At 40.1% G+C, this 19,105-nt stretch carries 20 protein-coding genes; 8 read left to right on the top strand and 12 right to left on the bottom strand.

The window, feature by feature from the left end:
• Positions 1–23 precede the first annotated feature (23 nt).
• Genes ACQKMF_RS22780 through ACQKMF_RS22770 form a run of 3 tightly spaced genes read left to right on the top strand, consistent with a single transcriptional unit; the run spans position 24 to position 3,056 of the window.
• The gene (locus tag ACQKMF_RS22780; protein ID WP_402944932.1) at positions 24–791 is read left to right on the top strand and encodes an ABC transporter ATP-binding protein; all 768 of its coding nucleotides are present in this window, start codon (positions 24–26) and stop codon (positions 789–791) included.
• Positions 778–2,697, top strand: a complete 1,920-nt coding sequence (locus ACQKMF_RS22775; protein ID WP_427575092.1) for an FtsX-like permease family protein — start codon at positions 778–780, stop codon at positions 2,695–2,697. The genes ACQKMF_RS22780 and ACQKMF_RS22775 overlap by 14 nt, the downstream gene beginning before the upstream one ends.
• A gap of 5 nt (positions 2,698–2,702) precedes the next feature.
• Positions 2,703–3,056 carry a YxeA family protein gene (locus ACQKMF_RS22770; RefSeq protein WP_427575090.1) on the top strand — a complete coding sequence of 118 codons (354 nt, stop codon included), beginning with the start codon at positions 2,703–2,705 and terminating at the stop codon, positions 3,054–3,056.
• A gap of 45 nt (positions 3,057–3,101) precedes the next feature.
• On the opposite strand, the gene ACQKMF_RS22765 is transcribed toward ACQKMF_RS22770, so the two are convergent.
• Together ACQKMF_RS22765 and ACQKMF_RS22760 are read right to left on the bottom strand one after the other, a co-directional pair.
• Positions 3,102–4,490 carry a sensor histidine kinase gene (locus tag ACQKMF_RS22765; RefSeq protein ID WP_427575088.1) on the bottom strand — a complete coding sequence of 463 codons (1,389 nt, stop codon included), beginning with the start codon at positions 4,488–4,490 and terminating at the stop codon, positions 3,102–3,104.
• Positions 4,487–5,197: a response regulator transcription factor gene (locus ACQKMF_RS22760; protein ID WP_427575086.1), complete on the bottom strand. Its 711-nt coding sequence runs from the start codon at positions 5,195–5,197 to the stop codon at positions 4,487–4,489. The genes ACQKMF_RS22765 and ACQKMF_RS22760 overlap by 4 nt, the downstream gene beginning before the upstream one ends.
• A gap of 329 nt (positions 5,198–5,526) precedes the next feature.
• Here ACQKMF_RS22760 and ACQKMF_RS22755 point away from each other — a divergent pair, with 329 nt between their 5' ends.
• Positions 5,527–6,702: an MFS transporter gene (locus tag ACQKMF_RS22755; RefSeq protein ID WP_101225509.1), complete on the top strand. Its 1,176-nt coding sequence runs from the start codon at positions 5,527–5,529 to the stop codon at positions 6,700–6,702.
• Positions 6,703–6,777: 75 nt separating this feature from the next.
• Here the strand turns inward: ACQKMF_RS22755 and ACQKMF_RS22750 are convergent, their stop codons facing one another.
• The 8 genes from ACQKMF_RS22750 to ACQKMF_RS22715 form a co-directional block, all read right to left on the bottom strand.
• Entirely contained in the window at positions 6,778–7,515 is a 738-nt protein-coding gene (locus tag ACQKMF_RS22750) for an amino acid ABC transporter ATP-binding protein (protein WP_101225508.1), read from the bottom strand.
• Positions 7,516–7,544: 29 nt separating this feature from the next.
• On the bottom strand, positions 7,545–8,249 hold the full coding sequence (locus ACQKMF_RS22745) for an amino acid ABC transporter permease (RefSeq protein WP_101225507.1): 705 nt from the start codon (positions 8,247–8,249) through the stop codon (positions 7,545–7,547).
• Positions 8,233–9,057, bottom strand: a complete 825-nt coding sequence (locus ACQKMF_RS22740) for an amino acid ABC transporter substrate-binding protein (protein WP_402944918.1) — start codon at positions 9,055–9,057, stop codon at positions 8,233–8,235. The genes ACQKMF_RS22745 and ACQKMF_RS22740 overlap by 17 nt, the downstream gene beginning before the upstream one ends.
• 305 nt (positions 9,058–9,362) lie before the next feature.
• The gene (locus tag ACQKMF_RS22735; protein ID WP_427575083.1) at positions 9,363–10,946 is read right to left on the bottom strand and encodes an S-layer protein; all 1,584 of its coding nucleotides are present in this window, start codon (positions 10,944–10,946) and stop codon (positions 9,363–9,365) included.
• 234 nt (positions 10,947–11,180) lie between these two features.
• Positions 11,181–11,765 (bottom strand): YjgB family protein, encoded by a 585-nt coding sequence (locus ACQKMF_RS22730; protein WP_427575081.1) that lies wholly within the window; start codon positions 11,763–11,765, stop codon positions 11,181–11,183.
• A 400-nt stretch (positions 11,766–12,165) separates the two neighbouring features.
• The gene (locus ACQKMF_RS22725; protein ID WP_230178433.1) at positions 12,166–12,636 is read right to left on the bottom strand and encodes a DinB family protein; all 471 of its coding nucleotides are present in this window, start codon (positions 12,634–12,636) and stop codon (positions 12,166–12,168) included.
• Positions 12,637–12,911: 275 nt separating this feature from the next.
• Entirely contained in the window at positions 12,912–13,322 is a 411-nt protein-coding gene (locus ACQKMF_RS22720) for a GNAT family N-acetyltransferase (RefSeq protein ID WP_402944909.1), read from the bottom strand.
• Positions 13,323–13,442: 120 nt separating this feature from the next.
• Positions 13,443–13,643 carry a hypothetical protein gene (locus tag ACQKMF_RS22715; RefSeq protein WP_230178429.1) on the bottom strand — a complete coding sequence of 67 codons (201 nt, stop codon included), beginning with the start codon at positions 13,641–13,643 and terminating at the stop codon, positions 13,443–13,445.
• A gap of 219 nt (positions 13,644–13,862) precedes the next feature.
• Here ACQKMF_RS22715 and ACQKMF_RS22710 point away from each other — a divergent pair, with 219 nt between their 5' ends.
• The 4 genes from ACQKMF_RS22710 to ACQKMF_RS22695 all read left to right on the top strand — a co-directional run bounded on the left by ACQKMF_RS22710 (position 13,863) and on the right by ACQKMF_RS22695 (position 17,376).
• The gene (locus ACQKMF_RS22710) at positions 13,863–14,753 is read left to right on the top strand and encodes a TIGR01777 family oxidoreductase (protein ID WP_402944907.1); all 891 of its coding nucleotides are present in this window, start codon (positions 13,863–13,865) and stop codon (positions 14,751–14,753) included.
• 61 nt (positions 14,754–14,814) lie between these two features.
• Positions 14,815–15,993, top strand: coding sequence for an LL-diaminopimelate aminotransferase (locus ACQKMF_RS22705; RefSeq protein ID WP_101225500.1), 1,179 nt, complete (start codon positions 14,815–14,817; stop codon positions 15,991–15,993).
• A 430-nt stretch (positions 15,994–16,423) separates the two neighbouring features.
• Entirely contained in the window at positions 16,424–16,696 is a 273-nt protein-coding gene (locus ACQKMF_RS22700; protein WP_101225499.1) for a phage holin, read from the top strand.
• Positions 16,697–16,896: 200 nt separating this feature from the next.
• A complete protein-coding gene (locus ACQKMF_RS22695; protein WP_427575077.1) occupies positions 16,897–17,376 on the top strand; it encodes a C40 family peptidase in 480 nt (159 codons plus the stop codon).
• A gap of 84 nt (positions 17,377–17,460) precedes the next feature.
• Here the strand turns inward: ACQKMF_RS22695 and ACQKMF_RS22690 are convergent, their stop codons facing one another.
• Both ACQKMF_RS22690 and ACQKMF_RS22685 read right to left on the bottom strand, forming a co-directional pair.
• Complete coding sequence (locus ACQKMF_RS22690) at positions 17,461–17,997, bottom strand: GDYXXLXY domain-containing protein (RefSeq protein ID WP_101225497.1); 537 nt, start codon at positions 17,995–17,997, stop codon at positions 17,461–17,463.
• Positions 17,990–19,048 (bottom strand): DUF2157 domain-containing protein, encoded by a 1,059-nt coding sequence (locus ACQKMF_RS22685; RefSeq protein WP_101225496.1) that lies wholly within the window; start codon positions 19,046–19,048, stop codon positions 17,990–17,992. The genes ACQKMF_RS22690 and ACQKMF_RS22685 overlap by 8 nt, the downstream gene beginning before the upstream one ends.
• Positions 19,049–19,105 lie beyond the last annotated feature (57 nt).

The raw sequence follows: 19,105 nt of genomic DNA, 5'->3' as shown, positions 1-19,105 counted from the left end.
ACAATACTGAAGAGGTGAAACAAATGGGACCATTATTAAAAGTGGAAAATATAAAAAAAACATATGGTAAATCAAGCGCTGCCTTCACAGCGTTGGAAAATATATCTTTTGAGATTCATGAAGGGGAGTTTGTAGGAATCATGGGACCTTCTGGAGCGGGGAAATCGACGTTGCTCAATATGTTGGCAACCATAGATTCGCCGACTGAAGGGAAAATTTTCATGAATGATACGAGCATTCACGATATGAAAGGGGCAGACTTAACGGATTTCAGACGTGATAATCTTGGTTTCATCTTCCAGGATTACAATTTGCTTGACTCATTGACTGTTAAGGAAAATATATTATTACCACTGGCGATTGCAAAAATTCCAGCGAAAGAAATTACTAACTTGGTGAATCGTATTGCTAAAGTATTTGGGATTGAAGGCTTATTAGCCAAATATCCATACCAAATCTCCGGCGGGCAAAAGCAAAGGACAGCTGCAGCCAGGGCACTTGTGACAGAGCCTGCATTGATTCTGGCAGATGAGCCCACAGGTGCACTTGATTCAAAATCAGCAACAGGTCTGCTGGAAAGCTTAAGTGAACTAAATGAAAATAATAATTCCACCATCATGTTGGTGACACATGATGCATATGCCGCAAGCTTCTGCCGGCGGATCATTTTCATCAAGGATGGTACGCTTTCAACAGAAATATATCGTCGTGGCCAATCACGTAAAGCTTTCTTCCAAGAAATTATGGATGTCCTTGCAACAATTGGAGGTGAGGTAGATGACGTTATTTAGTCTGGCGAGAAAGAATATTGCTCGAAACCTCTCCCAATATTTTTTATATATCGCATCCATGGTATTTAGCATTATCATCTATTTTACATTTGTAACATTAAAATATAGTGACACAGTTGCAGAACAAACGGCTTCATCACAGAAATTGGATTCATTAATGAGTGGTGCGGCTGTCATCCTGATTTTCTTCGTTGCCATTTTTATTGCCTATTCCAATTCATTCTTCATGAAAAAACGTAAAAAAGAAGTGGCATTATATGCATTGCTTGGCGTACGTAATCGTCAGATCGGTTTTATGCTCTTCTTTGAAAACCTATTGCTAGGCTTGGTTTCATTGGTTGTGGGGATTTTATTTGGATTTCTTTGTTCAAAAGGGTTCATGACGATTTTGATCTATTTAATGGGCTATGATGTCATAGCACCATTTACATTTTCGGAATCTGCTGCTTTGAACACCTCAATCGTATTTCTGATTATTTTCTTGGTGACATCATTCCAGGGCTATCGGTTGATTTATCAATTTAAACTAATCGATCTCTTCCATGCAACGAAAAAAGGGGAAGCGGCTCCGAAGCCATCGATGATTGTAGCCATTCTGGGAATTTTTCTGATTGTCATGGGTTATTGGATGGCGATGCAAGATCTATTTACTTCTAAAGTATGGGAAAAAGTCGGCTTTTTGATGACGGCACTCATCATTTTGACAACCGTTATTGCCGGTACGTTTTTATTGTTTCATAGCGTGACAGGCTATGTGTTAGCGGTGATTAAGAAAAATGAAAAATGGCTATGGAAAGGCCTGCATCTGATGACGATCTCGCAGCTGCTATATCGTATTCGGGGTAATGCACGGACATTGACCGTAATTGCAGTGTTAAGTGCTACAACGGTAACGGCTGGCGGTGCGGTTTATGGCCTTTATTATAACGCGAATGACCAAGTTATGACCGTTGATCCGAACACCTTCATGTATCAGCAAACGGATGCAAAAAGCGATCGGCAAGTCAGCGCTATATTGCCAGATACAAAGTATGATGAAAATGTCGAAGCACTATCTTTCACATTTAATACAAAAGAACTTAGCGAGGGAACAGCATTCGATAGCTCTGATAAAAGGATTTACACGATAATCGATGAAAGAACATATAACAAATTAGCAGAAGTACAAGGTAAGGATGCATTGCTTGTGAATAATGGCAAAGCAGTCATTTTAGATATTGGATATGACAAAAGATTTTCACCTGAATACAGGGACAAGACGATCAGGACAGAAAACAACACGGCAATCACATTCCAAAGCTTTAAAACACAAACAGTTTTAAATGCCAAAACAGCAGGCATTGCAGTGGTTGTATCGAATGATCAATTTAAATCATTGCAAAAAGAAGGGGAAGCCCTAAAATATCGTGTTATCGGAGTTGATCAAGCTTCCACTGATTTATCGGGGGAAATTGCAAAACAATTGCCTGAAGAAGCGCTATTTTCCAGTGCCCCTCAAGATTTTCAAACAAGCATTGAAGGTGTAGGCTCATTGCTCTTTATCGGAAGTTTCCTTGGTCTTGTTTTTTTAGCGGCAACAGGCAGTATCATTTACTTTAAAGTTCTAACGGAAGCTGAGGAAGATAAATCACAATACAATATGCTCCATAAGATGGGCGTTAACGCAAAAGAAATGCGGAAGTCCATTGCATCACAAGTGTTTGTAATCTTTTTCGTTCCACTGGCAGTGGGGTTATTACACAGTGCGGTTGCTTTAAAAGCCTTCTCGGGCATATTGATGATGGACCTGGAAAAACCTGTGTTGATCTGGATGATCGCCTATACGGTCATTTACGGTCTGTATTATATCTTAACGGTAGCTTCCTATAATCGTATTATCACACAAAATAATAAAACAGAAGGATGATCGAGATGAAGAAATTTATTATGGTAGTTGGCATTTTGTTTATATTGGGAGCGGCAGGTGTCTTCGCATTTACTAAAATGGACTTTAACCGCATGAATGCCGATAATTATTATTTGCAAATTACAGAGGATGGGGTACAACATGAAACCAAACTGGATGATGGTTCAGTGATGACTTACTATTCTTATAAACTGGACGCCAAAAATGCAGATGGTGAAACGATACCACTTGAATTCACGGCACAAAAAAATCTTCGAAAAGACGCTTACTTAAAGATGTACGTGAAAAATGGTGATGAGGTTTCGTCATATGATGAAGTGAAATTTGAGGATATTCCCAAAAAAGCACGAACAAAATAAATGAAAGAAGGGCTGTCTGTAAATTATGGACAGCCCTTTAAATAATTATAAAAGTATCGTAATTGTGGTTCCCTTATTTTCAACGCTAGTCAAATCAAGTTTACCTTTATGAGCCAGAATAATGTCCCTTGCAATGGCCATTCCTAAACCGGTCCCATGTGTACTGGCAGTATTCGTACCTCGATAGTAGCGTTCAAAAACCTGTTCCAAGTCTTTGTCGGGAATACCGCGGCCATTATCGGCAATGGTAATTTTGGTATGAAGTTCCGATTGTGGACCAATATCATCAATTTGTATTTTCACGACGACATTTTCATCATTATGTACGAGCGCATTGTAGATAAAGTTAAAAATCGCCCGTTTCAGTAATTTTTTATCCACTTTACGTGTTGCTTTATCCACATTTGCCACAAACTCAACCTGTTTATCACCAAATTGTGAATCATTTAAAAGCTCGATCGTCATTTCTCTTATAAACCCAACGATATCAACAACTTCAAATTGCAAAGGAAGTCGTTGGGTGCGCAAACGCATCGTTAAATTGAGGTCATCCAATAAATCTTTCATATATACGGACTGTCTATTAATAATGGATGTAAACTCATACAATTCCTGTGGTGTTAATTCAGTGGCATTATCTTTCATCAATTCTGTATATCCATGGATGGAAGCAAGTGGCGTCTTCATGTCATGAGAAACATTGCTAATCCATTCCTCACGCATTTGGTCGAGTTGATCACGTTCCTTTTCATACTGATCCAACTTTATAGATAGTTCATTCATATTGTGAAATACATCTTCATAAACGCCTTTTGGTATACTCATCTTTTTGAAACGTCTTTCGCGAAGCTGCTGTATTCCTTCTATTAAAGTGTTAAGTGGTGTCGTTAATCTTTTACCAAATAATAATCCAATGACTAGGGCGATAATAATATCCACGGTTAAAAACAGTAAAAGTATGATGTTGATGTACTTTAAAATGTGAACATAATTATAGGACATTACATATCGGCCTATTCCTCGATCTTTAACCCCTACAAAATAGCTGAAATCATGAGCTTCGCCGACGAAAACAGTCGTCTCTGCATCAATTTCTTTATACTTATACATTTGGACGATTTCAACAGGAGAATATACGGTTTGCAATTTTTGAGGTGTGTAATAGGCAGAAACTTGTTCGCCCTTATCATTCAAAAATTGTATCCAGGCGTTATTGTTCCGCAGTTTTTCCAGCCCATCTTCATTTACCATTGGTTTGTCATCTATCAGTTCTACATATTGTGAAAAAGATCGGCTAAAGTTTTCCGCAGATTCCTCTTCCGTGTCGAAATGAACAAAGAGTAAGCATAAAAGTAAAATTGTATTTACGATTCCTACGATTACAACAATTGTCACAACGGATCCTAAAAAGCGCCGTGTCAATTTCCACTTCATCTTGTTTCACCCTTGGTTTGTAATTTATAACCAAGTCCTTTAACGGTTATTAAAAAAGAAGGGTTTGAAGGATCTGCCTCGATTTTTTCGCGTAAACGGCGAATATGAACCATAACTGTATTATCAGAGCCAAAGTAATCATCGTCCCACACATGTTCAAATAAAGTTTCTTTGCTTAAAATCTGATTTGGGTGATGCATAAAACAGCTCATCAGTCCGATTTCTTTAGCTGTGAGCTCTAGCGTTTTGCCATCCTTTTTCACTTCATTTTCATTTGCACTAAGCTCAAAAGGACCAATTTGAAATTTTTTCGGAGCAGCTTTTTCCTCTGAAAAGCCCGCACGCCTCAGCTGCGCCTTTACCCGATATGCAACTTCCTTCGGACTGAATGGCTTGGTAATATAATCATCCCCGCCAATCGCCAAACCTAAAAGCTTATCAATTTCCTCATCCTTTGCCGACAAAAATAAAATGGGCACATTCGACACTTCCCGAATTTGCTTGCATAAATCATAGCCTTCACCATCCGGCAGCATAATATCTAGCAAGACTAGTGATGGATTGAACTTCTGAAACTTTGCCCACCCATCCGCAATCGTCCCCGCCGTAACAATATTCGGGATACCTTCTTTATGTAAAACCGTCTCCATGAGACGTGCCAAATCTTCTTCATCGTCAATAATTAAAATCCACTGATCATTAGACATTCTTTTACCTCCTACACATCAATCATACCCTACAGTATAGAGTACCCCTTAACAAAAAATAAGGGGAGGGAAAGTTTTTTAACGAACCCATCCATTATTTTCACGAAAGTGCAATTACATGAAAAAGTTATGTTCAGATCAGGAATCCTGTTATCTGTTCTGTATTTAGTTAAGGTGGTTTGGGTAAGAAGATCGTGCTTCATACTGATTTGGTAAAGGTTGTATGATAAACTGTTTAAAGTATTGTCAGGAAGATTATGCTAAGTAATATGATTCAGGAATTCATTGCTTATGCAGCGAATGTGGAAGAGTAAAAGGAGAAAAAAATAATGGAAACAAAAAAAGTGTTACCCGTTCTTTTTTTAGTGATGTTTTTAGTCATGGTCGGATTTGGGATCATTATTCCCGTCATTCCGTTTCTTGCAGAAAAGGTTGGTGGCAGTCCTACTGAGCTTGGACTTTTAATGGCTGTTTATTCATTAATGCAATTATTTTTTGCCCCGGTGTGGGGACGTATATCTGACCGGATAGGACGTAAGCCTGTCATGATAATCGGGATTGCTGGTTTGGCTCTTTCGTTTTTTATCACGGCCTCGGCAGATTCCTTATGGGTATTATTTGTAGCAAGGATTATTGGCGGGATATTGTCATCGGCAAACATGCCAACCGCAATGGCGTATGTGGCTGACATCACGACGCCGGAAGATCGCGGAAAAGGGATGGGGATCATCGGGGCCGCTACAGGGCTTGGTTTCATCTTTGGTCCGGCGATTGGAGGGGTATTCTCCAAATCAAGTTTGAATTTACCTTTTTACATTGCTGGAATTACCTCTTTGATTACTTTGTTCTTAGTGATTGCGATACTGAAGGAATCACATACAGTTGAAAAGAGGGCCCAGCAGTCAAAAAATAAAGAATCTATGTGGAAAGCCTTTAGAGGGCCACTTAAAACCATGTTCTTTCTGCAATTGATCGTCACTCTTTCTATGGCAGGACTAGAAACGACTTTTGCTTATTTTGCAGCCAAAAAGGCTGATATAAGTCTTGTCCAATTAGGCTATATCTTTATGATCATGGGAGTTGGCAGTGCAATCGTTCAAGGTGGATTAGTGGGTAGGATGACAAAGAAATATGGAGAAGGAGCGGTCATCCGAATGGGAATCATCATCTCGGCAGCTGGGTTCATACTCATCCTGTTTTCTTCCGGCTTTTGGACATCGGCGATCTTCCTGACGATTTTCGGAGTGGGAAATGGGTTCATCCGTCCGGCAATTTCGGCTTTACTGACCAAAAGTTCCATGACGGGCCATGGCAGTGTCACTGGACTGTTATCTTCCTTCGACTCGTTCGGCAGGATTGCAGGTCCTCCGATCGGCGGTTGGTTATTTTCAATTTCGATTGATTTACCATTTATATCGGGAGCGATCCTTTCCGTTTTTGCTTTGCTTCTTTTTCAGTTATACCATGCACGGACACAGACTAGACAGGTCCCAGCATCTCATTAATTTGATGGTGGGCAAAAAACCCCCATTTCAAAAAATGGGGGGGGCTGCGAGCGGTGCTTTAATAGCACCGTTTTTTTATTGAATCAGATTGAGGAATTTACGTGTGCGCGCTTCTTTAGGGTTTGTGAAGATCTGCTCGGGTGTTCCCCGCTCCATTATTTTTCCTTCATCCATGAAAATGACTTCGTCGGCGACTTCACGGGCGAAACGCATTTCATGGGTTACCACGATCATTGTCATGCCTTCTTCTTTCGCCAGGTCTTTCATGACCTGTAACACGTCTCCAACTAGTTCGGGATCTAAAGCGGAAGTGGGTTCATCGAATAGCATGACCTTTGGCTCCATGGCCAGGGCCCTTGCAATTCCGACTCGTTGCTGCTGTCCGCCGGACAATTGAAACGGATAAAAATCGATTTTCTCACCTAAGCCGACTTTTGTAAGCAGGGCAGCAGCCGTTTCCTTTGCTTGATGTTTGGCTATGTTTTTTACAATGATGGGTCCTTCCATTACATTTTCCAATGCTGTTTTGTGGGGGAAGAGGTTATAGCTTTGGAAAACCATCCCTGTTAAACTGCGAAAAGATGTAATTGAATTTTTTTTAACGGATTTTTTGAAGTCCATTATGGTTTCATCAATTTCAATCGTCCCGTCCGTGGGTACTTCAAGGAGATTCAAACACCGAAGAAAGGTTGTTTTACCTGAACCCGAAGGACCGATCAATACAATGACTTTACCTTGCTCCACTTCCAAATCGATGCCCTTTAATACTTCAAGGTCACCAAACGATTTATGAAGATTCTTAATGTTGATCATTTTAAAATCTCCTTTAACTACTGCGGTTCTTATTTTGCTACATAACGATTAAGTCTGTCCTCTAAACTTCCTTGAATGAAAGATAGTATTGTACACAAAATCCAATATAAAGCAGCTGCTTCTATGTAAAGTAGTAGAAATTCATAGTTTTTTGCAGCGATTTCTTGAGCTTTACGGAATAATTCCGTTACCAGAATGAGTGAGGCAAGCGATGTATCTTTTAAAAGGCTAATGAACGTATTGGATAATGGGGGAATGGATACCCGCGCAGCTTGAGGCAAAATGATGCGCTTTAAAGCTTGGGTATATGTCATCCCGATTGAATAGCCTGCTTCCCATTGCCCTTTTGGTATGGATAAAATGGCTGCTCGGATAATTTCTGAAGCGTATGCTCCCACATTTAAAGAGAATCCTATAATGGCCGATATGAAAGGATTGATTGTTACACCTAAATTTGGAAGTCCATAGAAAATGATAAATAATTGCACAAGTAAAGGTGTCCCGCGGATGATTGACACATATACACGCGCAATTATTTGAAGAATCCTTATGGAAGATAATCTAGCCAATGCTGTGAGTACAGCAAGAATAAGGCCGAGAACGAATGTGATCAATGTTAGTGGAATCGTATATTGAATAGCTCCCTCTATCATAGGATAGAGGGAGGTTTGAGCGATGGAAACAAGCTGGTTCATACGCTCGGGGTCGGTGAAAATATTACTTAGGAGAAACATCTTCACCAAACCATTTATCCGAGATTTTCGCGTACGTGCCGTCGTCTTTCATTGCTTTAAGTGCTTTGTTTACTTCTTCCACTAATTTGCCACTGTCTTTTCTGAACATTAAACCACTTGCAACTCCGCTTTCTTCCTCATCAGCCACTTTGATAGGTGCATCCGGGTGTTGCTTTTTATAATCAAGGTACGATAATTTGTCATTGATCGTGGCATCTACACGTTTAGAACCAATAAGCTGTACGGATTGAGAAAATCCTTCAATACCTGTAACTTCAGCACCATGAGATTTGGCTATGTCATTGTAGTTACTCGTTAAAGATTGTGCAGAGGTCTTGCCTTTTAAATCATCGAAGGATTTAATATCCGTATTATCTTTGTGTACCAGTAATACGGCCCCTGATTGAATATATGGGTCAGAGAAATCATATTTCTTTTGACGGTCTTCATCGATGCCCACCTGGTTTGCGATCATATCAAAACGTTTTGCATCCAAGCCTGCAAACATGCCGTCCCATTGTGTTTCCTTGAATTCAGCTTTCACTCCAAGGCGTTTTGCCACTTCTTTAGCAATTTCAACATCAAACCCCGTTAGTTTATCTGAATCATCGTGGAATGTGAAAGGAGGATATGTACCTTCCGTTCCAACAGTTAATACGCCATCTTTTTTGACTTTATCATATAGACTTTCTTGTGAAGAAGATTTATTGTCGGTATCGTTTGCCTCATTTTTTGTATCGGTACCACAAGCGGTAAGTACAACCGTGAAAGCTAACAATAGCGATAAAAGTGCAACCATTTTTTTCATTTGGGTAAACCTCCTAGTAATCTGATAGGGATTGATACTCTGTGATACTATACAAGAAAAGGAAAAAAGTCAATGAAAATAACTTATATCATTAGTGTTAATGAAACTCGGTGAATTATACGGTTTTTCACGCATTGATGTGAAAATAAAAGTAAAAGAAAGGTGTATCGTCAACCAGGGAAGGAGCTGAACCGATATCCATTCTAAGGAGACAAAAAGCCCCTTATCCACGTCAACTATTAGCTAAGCGGAGAGGGGCTTTTTGGACTGTCCAGAACTATTTCAGGATTCTTTTTAACTTAACGTTATTTATGATTTTTATCCTCTACACTAACAAAGATAGGGTTCGAATAGAACCAAAGGTCTTTATAGTTACGTTTGTTTATTTCTAAAAAGCGTTTTTCGTTATCCTCGATTTCAGTCTTTGCATCAATCAGCGGTTCACCGTCCATCGTTTCTCCAGAGACATTAACCCCGAGATTCGTGCCGCGCAAACGGAAATATTGATCCTTATTTGCTCTGAACTTGTAAGTGATGGTATGAAAACCATCGCGATCGGTTTTCCAGTCTTTACTTGTAAAGCGTTTAACCACTTTTGTCGTATCATTGGTGGCTTTATTATAAGCAGGTGTACCAGGTACTGCTTTCCCGGTTACTTCCCCGGAAATTAGATCCACGTGATCCACCTTGACCGGGTCCCCGTTATTGTTCTTTTGGGGGCTTTTAAATCGGATGGTGATCTTGACCATCTGTCCTTCCTTAACTTTAAGATCCCCGCCCATATCTGCCTTGTTGTTTCGGTTTTTAGCTTGGAAATCAAGGGCGTCGATCAAGTCACCAAAAACGGAGAAGGATTTCCCTGATCGCATGCCATCAAGGACGGATTGCATCGATGAACCATTTACCCATGTATAATTCTTGGAATATTCACCTGGCCAGTAGCCGCTTGAGTAAAGGCGGTTTTCACTGATTTCAAAATGGGAGTCTGAATTGGAAAAGTTCCAGAACTTACGGCCTTCCCCAAGAAGGGCATCCCAAGCACCACCTACCTTAGCGAGCATGTGATCGGAACCGCCGTAGGTCCTGTTTTCCGGTGTTGTCAGATTTAAACCGCCTCTATCCGGCTCCATCTGGTTACCTGGCATACCTTCGAACCCGAACATGACATTCGGGGCTATATTGTTGAAGTCGCGAAAATCAGATATGTTGTACACCCTTTTTCTTGATGGGTGGTTCAATATGGCATAACTTGTATTCTTATAATTTTTCTCGAGCCATGCCAATGCTGTTCGAGCATCCTCGGATGTCTTATTAGCTCTTTGATCCTGTGCTCTCCAGACGGCTACATCATCAGGATCAAACTTCTTTTCATCCTGGTTGGTGAACAGATATTCGAACTGATTGCCAGCTTTCAGACTTTTCGGTGAGCCCGGCTTGTCTCCCAAAATTCCTATGCCGACATGCTCGTATGTGGGCATATCCCATTCGAAGCCTGAAAAGATGACTTTACTTTTAAATTTGCCCTCTTTTTGCAATTGCTCCATTTTCGGGGTCTGATATTGTATGATTCCCTGAGATAGCGGTATCGGCCCACCTGTAATCAAATTTCCCTCAGCATCCCTTGAAGACATCCTCAAGTGGTCGGAAATTCCCATCCAATCCATACCATACTTATCAAATGCGTTATTTAGCAAGCTCTCAAGGCTCTGTGAGCCCTCGGCATCATCGGACTGAGTGGTATGGGCATGATATTCCCCCTTCATCCATCTGCCTCCCGGATTTGTCTGAGTGTCTGCTGAATCATTTGCAGCAACCGCGACCGGAAGACCCTGAAATAGGATGGCTATGCTTAGAACCGTTCCTGTGAAAGCCCTGAACTTATTAATCATCTTTCGGACACCCTCCATATATTGAAATAATGTTGAACAAGCTAATTTTATTGTGAAAATATTAAGAGCCCGTTTGGGGGGAGTATGGATTTTGTAAATTAAATGGCCGGGTTGCTTCCATAATATGTTACGGGAAGGTGACAGCGGTTTGGAAGAAGAAGAAAGAAGGGGAGGGCATGAAACAAAAAAGGCTGTAGAGAAAATTTTCTTTCTCTACAGCCTGCGACAATTATATTATTTAGCTTCGAGTAGATTGATATAATCCACAGTTTGATCTTCACCGACAATGAATTGCAGTTCATAGTTCCCTGTCTTGTAAATGTAGTTGTCTTCATTCGTACTGGAAATATGGCGTATTTCGTCAGCACTGCCGAGTTGTTTTCCTAAAACTTTAGGAGTGATGCTTCCAAGATTATGGTCCCGTTCTACATTTGTCCCAAAATATCGGATTTGTGAGATGGTTTTGTCATCGTTATAGGCAAATGCAAATCCTGGATGCCCCATTTCTGCATGGTAATAGTCAAAAGTTTCATCTGTGTTACCTGGCTCAGGGGGAGGACCAAATGTGTCATATACTTCTTTTTGGGTGTTTTCATCAATTTTCAAACCCAAGGCAGTATAAGGCATTTCCCCTGAAAAAGCTTTGTTGTAGATTTCGTGTAAGGTGGTAAGAGCGTGTTCCTTAGCTATGCCAGAAGCGGAATCCATTGTGGATGCAGCCCCAACCGGTTCTGTTGGAAACGATGCACCTGCCCCTAAAAGGGAGCCGGTTAGAATAACGGCGCTAACCATTCTGGCCGCTGGTTTTTTAGATAACATTTCTTATCCCTCCTATACCATTACTTTTCCACAATTTTCTTACATGAAACATTTTCTTGATGATCAATGATTGTAACACCTGGAAATACACATGACAGTCAAACTTAGAGCCACTTGTTGAACAATTGATTGAGAAAGTTGGAAAACCGGAAGCCTTTGCCGCAGATGCAGCTCATATGTTCCCTGATGCTCCACGATAATCAAACAGATCCAGTCTATTTTAAAACAATAAAGTACAGGGGAATTTAAAACTAAGTTAATTGGAGCAAGTGCCTGGAGTGAAAATCAATGTCCAAATTGTACAAGCAATAAAAAAACTGTAGGCAAACACGATTTCCATCGAGTTTGCCTACAGTCTGGGTGCTTCACCGTGATGAATTACCCTATGAAAATGATGCAGTTAATCCCAAACGCTAATTCTAGGAACTCCAGCAGTTCTTAAGTAGTCCAATAATTGACCAGTATGTACAGACTCATGATAAGCGATCCTTAGCAACATATCTCCTAAATCCCTGATATACCCAATATCGGAGCGGTCAATTTTAATAGTGGATAAGTCGTCCTCGCTGAAGGATAGGATTGTTTCCAAAAAGTCACGCCTGTAAGGTTCCGCAAAGTTTAATTCGGCTTCGACAGAGATAAGCGGCTGTTTTTCAAATGGTGATTCATAAACGGGTAAGCTGCCTTGATTTTTAATGGATAAATGGTAGTAATGCTCACTATCAAGGACATGTCTAACCATTTCTAAACAGCTCATTGCCTTGTCGTCTGGCTTCCAATGTAGTGTGCCTTTAGGTATTGAAGTCCATAGTTTAATGTTTCTTCTTCTAACCTCTTCCAGATTCAAGATGATAAGTTCTATCGATTTCATAAAGATCCCCCTTTTTGCAGGTATACATTCACTATACACGAATGGATGGTGAAAATAATGGGATTCATTTGAAAAAATAGAAAATTCAATGAACTACTTGAGGTAGCGAATTTTTTACTATTATTTATGAGAGTACAGGGAAAATGCCCATGAATTCGTGCAGAATTTACAGGCGGTTTCATTAGTTTTGTATGGAGGAACACATGCTTCATATTTAATCCATGTTTTCACAATCTATCTTCTTAATTACGCAAAGCTGGGGCAGGAGGCCCTTGTTATAAAAAGGATTGAATTAGAATGTCATCTTGATAAGTTAAAATTGGTTTAAAGCCAAAGTCTTTAAATTTCTGCAATGCTTCAGGGTTATTTCTGTTTACCAAACCGGACACTGCAAGGATTCCTTTTTCTCTCGCATGAGCCACTAATTTCGGTAAAAGGGATTGCAGAATTCCCTTTCCTCTATATTTCTTGTCAAGGACTACATAATTAACATGAGCGAATTTATATAAATAAAGATTATAACAAAGAAATCCCATTATTTTACCTTTATCATTACAAATTACAAGTACCTTATGGGACTTTTGCAAAATTTCATGCACTGTATCAGACGAAACCCGAAAATTACTTATTGTAATATCCGTTAAAGTCTTGATATCTTTTTTAGGTTTCCAGTCTCGAAAATACATCATAACTTCTCCTTTTTCTCTATTAAACCAAAAAGCGGAGATCATATTATTGTTTATTAATATAGAAACCCTTTAGAATATTCCAAAGGGTTTCCATGTTAATCTCAAAAAAGAAATCTCTTAATCTTTTCTGAATTTCTTGATTGAAATAGGTTCCTTGATTGAAGTACCTCCATTATTGTTTAATAAATCTTTTAAGATTCTTCTCAAGGCAGTCCTAACACTGCTATTTCCATTTTCTGAATTGCCATTACCTGAACCGCCAGTTGTGGAACCAGCATTATCGGATTCACCAGTTCTTCTTAGTTTTTTGTTTGACACTGCAATCATCCCTTTGTTTAATAAATTTTCACATTACTAATTTATGTGTATTATTGCTTTGTGCTTGGACAAGTTCACCATTTGTTGAACACGTTTACGTTATGTAGTGGTGATACCAGTCGATGTAATAATATGGTATAATTGTGAAGTAATTCACAATAAGGGCTGAACTGGTTATCATTGGACCTATTCACTCATAAAAGAAAGCGGGTTGGATATATGCTAAAGAAAGTGGTTCTAGCTGGCGGGACTGGTTTTGTCGGTCAATACTTTGAAAAGCATTTCAGGAATTTGGGATATGAGGTAAGGATCATCTCCAGGCAAACCCCGCATACTGGCTGGGAAGATATAGAAGGAATAAGGGAAACGATCGATAATTCGGATATGTTAATAAACCTGGCAGGAAAAACGGTCAATTGCCGCTACAATGCCAAGAATAAGAAAGAAATATTGGATTCACGAACCGATACGACTGAAGTGCTAGGTAAGGCGATTGAACAATGTGAAAATCCTCCTTCATTATGGATAAACTCAAGTACTGCAACGATATACAGGCATGCTGAGGATAAACCAATGACAGAGGGGGATGGTGTAATCGGTTCAGGCTTTTCCGTAGATGTGGCGAAAGCGTGGGAGCGCTCATTTTTCGATTTCCGATTACCCAAGACGAGACAAATTGCTTTACGGATCGCCATTGTATTGGGAGATGGGGGAGTGATGACCCCATATAGGAATTTGGTTAAATTTGGTCTGGGGGGCCATCAAGGATCAGGAAATCAGAAATTCAGTTGGATACATTTAGAAGATTTATTTAACATTGTCCTTTTTCTGAGAAAGAATCAGGATTCGAGCGGGGTGTATAATTGTTCATCTCCGAATCCAGTTACAAATCGTGAATTGATGGCTCATTTGAGAAAGCTCATGAATATTAGGATTGGACTGCCCTGTCCAACACCCATGCTTGAAATGGGGGCTTTCTTTATGGGTACCGAAACAGAATTGATATTAAAAAGCCGGTGGGTCATACCTGAGAGATTGGAAAAGGCGGGGTATGCATTTAAATTCCCTCATCTTGATGAGGCTCTGGAACATATACTGATGAATTCTTAAAGTACTCGAGATTGATTGCTATAATGATAGATATAAATCATTAATGGAGGGGAATTGTAGAATGAATATGACTCCATCTGAAAAAGTCGGAAGATTCACAACAGGGATATTTTCAGAGTTGGCGGAACGCAAACAGGATGCAATGAAACGTGGGCTGGATGTTATCGATTTGAGTGTAGGAAGTCCGGATTTACCACCGCCTGATTTCGTAGTGGATACGCTTGTGAAGTATGCGCAGGATCCGAGTTCCTATGGGTATACGTTAAAAGGTACGCCTGAATTCCATGAGGCAGTCGGTTATTTTTATCGGAAGCGTTATGGGGTGGAGCTGGATGCAGAAAGGGAAGTCCTCCAACTGATGGGATCGCAGGATGGCCTTGCACACTTGGCAACGGCGATGATAAACCCTGGAGATTATGTGTTGGTGCCAGATCCGGGATATCCAATTTATGAAGCGAGTGTAGAGCTTGCCGGCGGAATCATTTATCCGATGCCGCTTACTGCCGAAAATGGATTCCTGCCGCAGCTCAACGGAATTCCGGAAGAAATATTGAAAAAGACCAAAATGATGATCATCAGTTATCCAGGAAATCCTGTCACCGCCCTTGCTGATGAAGCTTTCTTTGCGGAAGTCATATCGTTTGCGAAAAAGAACGAGATCATGGTGGTTCACGATTTTGCTTATTCCGAATTGATTTTTGATGATCATCCGCAAATTAGTTTTATGTCCATTCCTGGTGCCAAGGAAGTGGGGATCGAGTTTAACTCACTTTCCAAAACTTTTAACATGGCCGGCTGCCGCATCGGGTATGCGGTGGGTAATCAAGAGGTGCTGAACATCCTGGGAACGTTGAAATCACACATCGATTATGGAGTTTTTTATCCTATCCAAAAAGCTGCCGAGATGGCACTGACTTCCAATCTTTCGCTGCTGTCCGAACAGGTTAAGGAATATGAGTCCCGACGTAATGCATTGATATCAGGTCTTGCTAGAGGGGGGTGGCATGTGCCGAAAACCTCAGCTACCATGTTTATTTGGGCCAGAATTCCTGCTGGCTGGAAATCACGTGATTTTTCCTATGCATTGATTGAAAAAGCAGGGGTCACGGTCGTTCCAGGCGATGCTTTTGGGAAGCAGGGTGAAGGGTATGTTCGGATGGCCTTGGTCCAGCCGGCCGAAAGATTGACAGAAGCTGCCGAACGGATCGGATTGTTTTTGGAGGAAAAAAATGGAGTTTGAGATCAAGCGTTCAATATAGTCAGGTTATAAATTGCCTCAGCAGTATAAACCATTTTGGCTGGCAGAGGACTTGCCGCCAGTATCATTTCCGGGGGAGATTGAGAGAAAAGGTAAGCGGACGGTGACTTCCAAATTACCTATAGAGGCAGAAGCTTATTTAAGTAAAGGAAGGAATCAACTGGCACGCAAAGGAGTATATAGAGCTTGAGAAAGTTGTTACTTACTTGTTAAAGTGAGGCGCTCTATCGTTTTTTAAAACTATTTGATAGTTTAAGAGAAGGTCCATCCACTGATGGGCTTTTTCATGTTAATGGGAAACTAGAGAGATAGATTATTTATGGAATTTCCGAACGTAAAAAGGACAAGCCGCATAATATATAGTAAGTCTGCAACTATTTCGGACTTAATATGATAGAGAGGGGGAAAAGCAATGATCAACTGGAAAGTGCGTTTTAAGAATCCGACGTTTATATTCACGGTACTCCTTCCTGGGCTTTTATTATTGGCGCAGATGGTTGCCGCGTTCATAAACAATTTCATTACCCCTATAGGCTTTACCATTACTGATGATGCATTGAACGGGGCTTTAGGCATCATTAACTTCATAGCGCTTACATTCTTTGGGGTCGGCGGTGTGGTCGATCATACTACTAAAGGTCTAAGCGATAGTGAGAATGCACGACAATACGATGAGCCTAAGTAATGGGCACTATTCTTTCATCTATTGAAGAGTAGAATATACCAGATAACACCGTAACTTGCTACACAACGGCGTTATCTGTTTATTTGTTTTTTTTTTTGCAGAAATGATGATCGCACTAATTAAAATGATTTTGGTCTGAAAACCGAAATGCAGCATACATTTAAAATTGTGGTTCATTTTCAGTTTGGGGAGGAAAAAGGATGAGTTATAGTTTACCAGTTTCAAAATGGCTTGCAGCCATAGTTTTGATCGGAGCATTATTGATGGCATTCATATTCAATCCGGCTAATGCTTCAGCCTCTATCAATTATGGCGATGAAGTTTCCGCTTTGGCAAAGAAGCAGGTGGGAAGCAATTATAAATATGGGGGGACGACCCCAAAAGGGTTTGATGCTAGCGGTCTAACCCAGTATGTATATAAAAATGCCGCGACAGAAATGAAGATTCCAAGAACGAGTGCGGAACAGTATAAAATCGGAAAGGCCGTTAAGCAAAAAGATTTAAAAGCGGGAGATTTGGTCTTCTATGCGACAGGTAAGAAAGGGCAGGTTTCTTTTGTAGGAATCTATTATGGAAATGGTACATTTATCGGGACCACCACCAAAGGGGTCAAGGTCGTCAAAATGAGTGATAAGTATTGGAAAGAAAAATATATAGGGGCAAAGCGAGTCATTAAGTAACATCTGATGTTCATATGAAAAAAGTCCAGCAAAAAAGAGCATCGTAAAACCGATGCTCTTTTTGCTAGTCATTTCCGGGTTCATTCATTCAATGATGATATCCGTTAAAACAACATTCCCATTACGAACCTTTACGACGGCGACTGAAGGATTGGCCAATGCTTCCTTCTCCATTTCCTTTGCCTTTTCTTCGGATGCGAAATAATTGTCCAAACCGTATCTGATCTGAATGGTTTCAGCATTGTGCAGGTCATATGGGATTTCCAATTTCCCTTTAAGGTAAACGCCTTTGCCGGGTTTTTCTTTCGTTACGTAATCGACAACATATAGTCCATCCTTATTTTGTTTTAAACGTACATATACCTTTTTAAAATCCCCCATATTTCTTGTATGGAACTCGGTTTTAATCGAGTCATCGACCTGTGATGGCTTAACGGATTCAATTTCGTATTTCAAAGCCACATAGCTTCCCCTAAACAAGTCAGTCGGGTCGACCGGGGCTGTTTTGATCTTGATTACATCTCCTGTCATTGTTGTCCAGACCGGAGGAAACGCCAAGACTAACAGAATCAAGACTGGAATGGAAAATACGATAAGTGGCCGGAATAATGGATTATTCATTGAGCTCCCCTCCTTTTTTTCGTTGATTTTCGAAGAAGAAGCCAAAACCGATAAGCATGATTCCGCCGATGATGAATGTAAGTGATTTTGGCAGGAAGTCAAAAGAATAGATGTAATATCTGAAGATCAGTACACATATTATCACGATACTGGTCAAACTGCCTTTTAGAATGAGATAAAGCAGAAAAACGAAATAAGCTAAAGGGAACCAGATTGAAAAATCAAAGGTAAGGAAGAGTGCAGTAATACCATGTAAGATATGCCCTTGTATGTGGGTGATGTTTTGTAATTTGGCTCTTACCGGAATATAGGCAAGCACGATTCCCAGAACAAACAGAATGGAAAGGACAATCGTATTCGAATTTTCAAACTCCAGCTTAGGCACGAATTCCATAAGAAATAAGGCAATTGTATTGATGGCTAAAGCGTTAATGAAAAAGGTCAGATATTTAGGGTAATCGAATTTCTTTAACAGAATGTATAAAGCCGGCAGAAATACAAGAATGGCAAGCGGATAAGCTGTTTCATCAACGAATATACTTCCGTTAATATAAATGAAAAGCAGGAAAGAGGTAAAAAGGAGAACGAAGACATCCTTCAAATAGTATCCAATGAATACCGTACCGATCGCCCATAATAAAAAGGAACTGTTGAAGTTGATGCTGATATTAAACATCTGCTCAATTAGAAAAATCCCTGAACCAAAGATCAGAATACCTGCATAATGCAGACTTCGTGACGTTTTGGGAAAGCGTACCTGCACCTTCACGCCAGCAAAGTTCACTCCGATTAGGCATGCAATGATAAGCAGGAATTTAACCGCTTTACTTAAATAAATCCAGTTGCTGGCTACGAAGGTCAATACGCCTAAACCTAAAAGAAGTGCCCCAATGGATAATAGAATAGTGATGAAGCTCAAATTTCCTTTTACGTCATAGGAATCTAACATCCTCACTTTCTCTTGCTGGGAGATGACTCCTTCCTTTTCAAGGTAATTAAATTCATGTTCAAGAAACTCGAATTGCTTTTTCGTTATTTCTTTGTTGGCCAAAGTAACTCCTCCTTCCACATTTTACTATTATACATCGTATTCTCTTGCCGCTTTGAA

This window comes from Peribacillus sp. NPDC101480 (genome assembly GCF_050277335.1).
Lineage (GTDB): Bacteria > Bacillota > Bacilli > Bacillales > DSM-1321 > Peribacillus.
This window is presented reverse-complemented; position numbering and strand designations above follow the sequence as displayed.